We start from the raw sequence: 5,998 nt of genomic DNA, 5'->3' as shown, positions 1-5,998 counted from the left end.
CCTACAAGGACAACAAGCTCATATCATCGATTTTATAAGTATAATAACCTTATTAAAAATATGGAAATAACTAAACCAAATCAGGTTTGGGTTAGTGATATCACTTACATCAGAACCATAAAAGGATTTTGTTATTTGGCATTAATAACAGATATGTATTCCAGAAAAATACTAGGTTATGACCTTAGTGATAGCTTGGAACTAAAAGGCTGCGTAAGAGCATTTAATAAAGCCATCTATCAAGCTAAAGACATTACAAAACTTATACATCACTCAGACAGAGGCATACAATATTGCAGCAATGTATACACACAGATATTAAAAAGAAACAAAATTAACATTAGTATGGCAGAAGAAAATCATTGTTACGAAAATGCAATGGCTGAACGTGTAAACGGCATCTTAAAAGACGAGTTTTATCTAGACCAAACCTTTGATAACGTCGCGCACGCAAAGCGGGCTATAAAAAATGCAATTAATTTATACAACGAAATAAGATTTCACTTATCTTTAAATTTCAAAACACCTAATATGGTATATAAATTATCAGCTTAATTTCTATTTTAACCTGTAGCCATATTTCAGGACGAGACATACCGAAAAACAAAATTCCGTATTCAAGATGGCAATATAAAACCGACTAAAACAATTACTAAATAAATCATAATTATGAAAAAAACAATAAACCGACTGACTTTACTCACAACACTTATTGCTTTGGCATTTGGATTCCAAAGTTGTGAACAAAAACAAAAGAAAGAAACGAAAGAAGTGGAAAAAGAAGTAATAGTTGAATCCGAAAAACCTGAGTATTTTTTACTTCGACCAGAAGTGGAAAAAGCATATGGATACTCACACGCAGTAAAAATTGGAAATGACATTAAAATTTCTGGAGCTGTAAGTATGGACGATGAAGGAAATCCAACTGCAGTTGGCGATATAGAACAGCAGATTAAAAACTGCTATGCTGATTTAGAAAAAATATTAAAACACTTTGGTTGCACATTTGACGATGTTGTAAAAGAAGATATTTTCACAACCGATATGGCACAAATGCTTGAAAAATCAGCATATCGAGCTGAAGTTTATAAAAACGGATTCCCGACTGGTTCTTGGCTTGAAGTAAAAGGATTAGCATTACCTGAATTTATGGTTGAAATCGAACTTGAAGTACATAAATCGGAATAAAAGTACGAACGCACAACACCGTGTATAATTGATTGCTAGTTATAGCCATTGTGGTAGGCAGTATTTTAACTTTTGTTTGATTTAAAAATTAGTTGTAATGCCAATGCCATTATAACTTGCCATATGGTGTAGAGGTTTAAAAACAAATTTGCATCATCAATAGGTTTTGCAATGAAAAAGAAATAGCAGCTTTGCAAAACCAATAACAAAATAGAGAATAAAACAATTAAAAGTGTAATTTTTGATTTAGGATAGTTAAAAACTAATTTATAAGCAAGAAATACTAATATTGGCGCTATGACAAATGGAGAAATAATAAAAGCCAATTCCCTTGCATTATCATCACTCATTATAATATTATTGTTAATTAATAAAAACTCTCTGATATATCCAAAAGCCGCCATACTGTAATACGCCATTAAAAACGTAATTATCGAAACCATGAGGCTAAATAGAACCATTAGGAATGGGAAATGTTTGAAAGTCTTTCAATTTACTATACCAATAATCAAACCAAACGAGATAGGATAGTATAGAATTCCTATATCAATAGATGTAACTATGCTTGAAAGCACTGGTGAAATAGCAAATATTATTGTAGGTAATAGAACTATAAACCAAATTTTATTATTTTTTTTCATCTATATATGAGGTATTCTGTTAATTACAATTAGAAAGAATCTGATTGATAGATTCAGTGCTGGTTAGTATTTCTATAATGGTTTGTTTTTTAACACGTAAAGCTTTTGGAGGGTTTATAGAAGCTTGACCTCCATTGCTTATCTCGTCATCATTTATCCATTCGGAAATTTCCTGTTGCATATTTTTCCAAGTCGCCTCTGCCACATTATAGTAGTCGTTTTGTTGACATTCTTCGTCAATATCTGAAAATGGGTTTGACCTATAAATCAAGATTAAATCTGAAATTATTGCTACATCCACTGCTCTTGTAAAAAGTTCAAGATTACCATTTTGATTAATCAACCAGCCCCATTGTCGATTACCAGAAAAAGGTTGTGTTTCAGTATCAGGAGTTTGTATTGTAGATATTGTCCAATCATTACTCGTGTAATCAGAAACCATAATTGCACCCTCATCAGCGGATAGTTTAGTTAGAAATCTACTTGCTCCAGCTTCGATTAAGAATATTGCTGTTAGTGGGTTATTTGCTGTAAACAAATCAGCATCATTTGCTGAAAAAGGAATAAATTTCCAGTTTATATCTGCTGTATTATCGGTGTTAACTGGCATATCACAACTAAACTAAAAATCTTCCTTTTCACCACTTGTCAAATCTGTAAATTTTTATCGAAAGGCTTGATAAATTTCAGTTTCACTGTCAGGATTACCATCATTATTAAAATTTGGGCAATTGGTTATTTCTACACTATAATAATCCATAATGCACATGGCACATTACCATCTGATATAGATTGATTGCTGTAACCAGGTCCTAAATCGTTTAGTCTCGTTTGGCATTCTTGGGGAATAGTATGGTTATGCAAATCAAGATAGTTTACAGTATTCATTCCATTCTGTTCTGCTCAATTTTGTATTAGAGTCCAAGGTTTTTTTCTAATAGGCTATTTAACTCTAAATATCTTTCATATTTTGCTTGTGGGAATTCCTCCATAATATCAAAAAATTCTCTATCACGAAAATCAAAATTACCACCAGAACAATATATTCTTAACGTGTAAGCTTCCCTTAAAACAGACTCTCCATGTATTTTATTTTTCAACATAGTACTCTGTTTGGTTTACACAGGAAGGAGTCTGGTCATTTGTAGGCACTCCGTTTGAACCTTAGAATTTCCTGGCCATTGTTTCATTTCAACGTTTCTAGCATACTCATAAATAAGTTTAGAATCACTTTTGTCTGTTTTAATTTTAGACAATTTCATTTATATAAAACGCTTTACTGTTAATGGATTTTCTACAGATACTTTGAAGCCTGACCCTAATAAATAATAGGCTAACTGATAGTGATAATGACCAGTTGCTTCCATCACACAATGACTATCAACATCTAAAAATTTAATAAACTTACTGAAGCCAGAAGTGTTATTCTTAAATTGATAATGATTGCCATATGAATCCGTTACATCGAATACTAGATGACTAATATCGATTCCAAAATAGTTAACATATTTATTCATAAGAAATGATTTTTGAAAGTACAACCTACGCGAGTTTCAAGGACTTAAAACCGAGGTCTAATAGCCTCATAGAACTGTTCGAAATCTGTGTAGAAAAGAGAGGGGCTTGTCATGAAAAACGAAATCGCAGTCTCAATACACAAAATAACCTTAATCCTCTCTTTTTATTCTTTCTGTTTTGATACTTAATTTATAACTTATATTTGATAAAGCTAACTTAAGATACACATTAACGTTGGCAGTAATACCTCAGCAAAACGTAGAAAGTCTTTTAGTTCACTGAAAAAAAACGAATTTTAAAGAACAAATCAGAAGATAAAAAAAAAACTTGGTGAAAGAAGTTATAAAATATCCGAAAATTTAAATGAAAAATTAGATAAATTTCGACGAAAAAAGGATTTAATGATAAAGAGATTTTTCATTACTTGTGGAAAACCTGAGCGCCAAAAAAAATGAAAATAGAATTAAAAGAAAAGAAGGATAAACTTTTGAAAATTCGATTAAGAAACAAATAAAACTACTGATAACACCATGTATTAAAAATTACTACATCTCGCCTACTTACAAAAATAGTCGAAATCCTTTTTGGTTTGAGTTTTATTTACTAAATTTAATGCTGAAATAACGTAACTTTCAATACACAAACACGTTGGCATTCATTGCCAGAACGCACTCAAAACTTTAAAATATGAATAAAATAAAATTGACTTTGATTTTTATGTTAATATTCTCTTTAGAATGTTTCAGTCAAAACTCAGGAGACAACGGAATCAGGAATACTGCAATTAGTAGTGGAATTGGATTAGGAAGTGTTTTAGCTGTGGTAGTTTCTTGGGAAAGGAACAAATCTGTTCTATTAGCGTTTTTGCACGGAATTTTTAGCTGGCTATATGTTTTATATTTTGTAATAACAAGAAAACCTGAAGAAAGACATAAAAAATAAGTCGGAACTTATACAAGTATACCTAAACACGAACTGAATGCGGAATTTAGCAACTAGCGGAATTGCTCACTCAATCGGATTTTAAAAATTTTTCGGAATAAATCGCTAACCGAATTTACTCTAACGCAAGAAAATCGGAAATCACAATTAAACGGAATAATTAAAAGTCTGAATAAAAACAACGAAATGCCAACCCCTGGTATAATTAATTGCTAGGTCTCTGCCAACTTACGAAATTTCCGCTGGAATTTTCTATCTGTGATTTGTTTGCTAACTTAGTCGCTTAACCACACAACAAACCATATACAAACACGTTGATAATAATTAAAAAACAATAAAAATGAAACACTTAAAAAAAGTCTTAATAGGCCTAGTTGTAGCATCAACTATAATCGCCTGTAAAAACGAAAAGGGAAAACAGAATTCAGAACCAATTGAAAATAATGCTGTTTTAAGCACGGAAAAGCCTGGTGCTGAGGATCAAAAAATTGGATTTCAAAAAACCTTGTCCCTGCAAGACATAACATTTGATATAAAAACTACTGGAGAAGGATCTATTCAACAGCTTTCAATTCAACCCAAGGGTTTGGAACTAGATAATCAGGAAATTGTACTTGAAATAGATGGTGAAGTTATTAATGCTGAAATTGAAGATTTAAATTCTGATGGGTTTCCTGAAATATTGATTTATACAATATCTGCGGGAAGCGGCGGCTATGGTGATGTTATTGGTTATTCTGCAAATAATGGAAAGTCTTTAAGTCAAATTTACTTTCCTGAAATATCTGAAAATAAAGAGGCAGGCATTGGATATATGGGACATGATGAATTTGCAATTATAGAAACTACTTTAGTAAGAAGGTTTCCTATTTACAAGGATGGAGATACTAATAATAACCCAACCGGTGGTACTCGCCAAATAGAATATAAACTAAAAGATGGTGAAGCGTCTAGATTATTTGTAATTAATAAAATCAGTGAATATTAATAATAGTTATTGAAAAAAACTATTGCCAACACCGGTAACCGTTGCACAAGTCTATAATAAATAGCGTTACTATAATAAAAAACCGTTTTAAAAGGCGGTTTTTATTTTTATACACTTAATTTTACAAGCTCTTAAAAGTGTATTAATAGCTTTATAAAGGGTGTTTTTCAGGCTAAAATAAAGGGCAAGTACTCTTGCAGCACTTTTTGTGCGTTTTTCAATAAACTTCATATATTTTTTAAAGTTGTAAGCAATAGCGGAGAGTTGCATGCATTTATTGGCTTGTTTTATACCAATAGTATTAACCTTGTTAAAGCCCATAAAATGTGTAAGAGTACCAAATACGGGTTCTACGGTGCTTTGCCGTTTTCCTTTCATATAACGCCCTTGATTACTGTCTACTCGAGCTATGTTTCGCTCGTATTCCTCGCGATAATAAGTGACTGTAAATTTCTTTTCTTGTGCTGATTTTGTAGGCTTCCCCAAAAATAGGACAGTTATAAATTCGAATTTATTAACTTTAAATTCAAACTGTCACAATGAAAAACAGCAAATTTAGCGAGAGTTAGATAATTAAAGCTCTCAAGGAAAACGAACAAGGCAGATCTGTAGGTGATCTATCGAGAGAATTAGGAATAGATAAAAGCACGTTCTATTACTGGCGCAAGAAGTATGGCGGTATGGACTACCTAATAAATTTGGTACTATTTTATATTAAGCA

General features: G+C 31.6%; 9 protein-coding genes and 1 pseudogene. 5 read left to right on the top strand and 5 right to left on the bottom strand.

Going from position 1 to position 5,998, the window contains the following annotated elements; translation table 11 throughout:
- Both F6U93_RS01540 and F6U93_RS01535 read left to right on the top strand, forming a co-directional pair.
- The coding region (locus F6U93_RS01540) for an IS3 family transposase (RefSeq protein ID WP_150936182.1) at nucleotides 1-555 on the top strand (555 nt) is incomplete at its 5' end.
- A 114-nt stretch (nucleotides 556-669) separates the two neighbouring features.
- On the top strand, nucleotides 670-1,188 hold the full coding sequence (locus tag F6U93_RS01535; protein ID WP_150936181.1) for a RidA family protein: 519 nt from the start codon (nucleotides 670-672) through the stop codon (nucleotides 1,186-1,188).
- Nucleotides 1,189-1,253: 65 nt separating this feature from the next.
- On the opposite strand, the gene F6U93_RS01530 is transcribed toward F6U93_RS01535, so the two are convergent.
- The 4 genes and pseudogenes from F6U93_RS01530 to F6U93_RS15015 form a co-directional block, all read right to left on the bottom strand.
- On the bottom strand, nucleotides 1,254-1,607 hold the full coding sequence (locus tag F6U93_RS01530; RefSeq protein WP_150936179.1) for a hypothetical protein: 354 nt from the start codon (nucleotides 1,605-1,607) through the stop codon (nucleotides 1,254-1,256).
- A 241-nt stretch (nucleotides 1,608-1,848) separates the two neighbouring features.
- Entirely contained in the window at nucleotides 1,849-2,439 is a 591-nt protein-coding gene (locus tag F6U93_RS01525; RefSeq protein ID WP_150936177.1) for a hypothetical protein, read from the bottom strand.
- Between the two features lie 304 nt (nucleotides 2,440-2,743).
- A complete protein-coding gene (locus F6U93_RS01520) occupies nucleotides 2,744-2,932 on the bottom strand; it encodes a hypothetical protein (protein WP_150936175.1) in 189 nt (62 codons plus the stop codon).
- 18 nt (nucleotides 2,933-2,950) lie between these two features.
- Nucleotides 2,951-3,346, bottom strand: a pseudogene (locus F6U93_RS15015) (IS110 family transposase); the annotation flags it as partial.
- A 688-nt stretch (nucleotides 3,347-4,034) separates the two neighbouring features.
- Between F6U93_RS15015 and F6U93_RS01510 the strand changes: the two are divergent.
- The gene (locus F6U93_RS01510; RefSeq protein ID WP_150936173.1) at nucleotides 4,035-4,289 is read left to right on the top strand and encodes a hypothetical protein; all 255 of its coding nucleotides are present in this window, start codon (nucleotides 4,035-4,037) and stop codon (nucleotides 4,287-4,289) included.
- A 340-nt stretch (nucleotides 4,290-4,629) separates the two neighbouring features.
- Nucleotides 4,630-5,277, top strand: a complete 648-nt coding sequence (locus F6U93_RS01505; protein WP_150936171.1) for a PliI family lysozyme inhibitor of I-type lysozyme — start codon at nucleotides 4,630-4,632, stop codon at nucleotides 5,275-5,277.
- An 87-nt stretch (nucleotides 5,278-5,364) separates the two neighbouring features.
- Here F6U93_RS01505 and F6U93_RS01500 read toward each other — a convergent pair whose 3' ends face one another.
- On the bottom strand, nucleotides 5,365-5,763 hold the full coding sequence (locus F6U93_RS01500; RefSeq protein ID WP_150936169.1) for a transposase: 399 nt from the start codon (nucleotides 5,761-5,763) through the stop codon (nucleotides 5,365-5,367).
- Nucleotides 5,764-5,846: 83 nt separating this feature from the next.
- Here F6U93_RS01500 and F6U93_RS14985 point away from each other — a divergent pair.
- A partial coding sequence (locus F6U93_RS14985; protein WP_150936184.1) for a transposase occupies nucleotides 5,847-5,998 on the top strand: 152 nt, incomplete at its 3' end.

This window comes from Pseudotamlana haliotis (assembly GCF_008806375.1).
Taxonomy (GTDB): Bacteria; Bacteroidota; Bacteroidia; order Flavobacteriales; family Flavobacteriaceae; genus Pseudotamlana; species Pseudotamlana haliotis.
The sequence above is the reverse complement of the archived record's forward strand: the minus strand, read 5'-3'. Positions and strand labels throughout refer to the sequence as shown.

Coding starts and splice junctions, on each gene's coding strand:
- F6U93_RS01510 (WP_150936173.1), top strand. CDS start 4,035: ATGAATAAAATAAAATTGACTTTGATTTTTATGTTAATATTCTCTTTA.
- F6U93_RS01525 (WP_150936177.1), bottom strand. CDS start 2,439: ATGCCAGTTAACACCGATAATACAGCAGATATAAACTGGAAATTTATT.
- F6U93_RS01535 (WP_150936181.1), top strand. CDS start 670: ATGAAAAAAACAATAAACCGACTGACTTTACTCACAACACTTATTGCT.
- F6U93_RS01520 (WP_150936175.1), bottom strand. CDS start 2,932: ATGTTGAAAAATAAAATACATGGAGAGTCTGTTTTAAGGGAAGCTTAC.
- F6U93_RS01530 (WP_150936179.1), bottom strand. CDS start 1,607: ATGGCGTATTACAGTATGGCGGCTTTTGGATATATCAGAGAGTTTTTA.
- F6U93_RS01505 (WP_150936171.1), top strand. CDS start 4,630: ATGAAACACTTAAAAAAAGTCTTAATAGGCCTAGTTGTAGCATCAACT.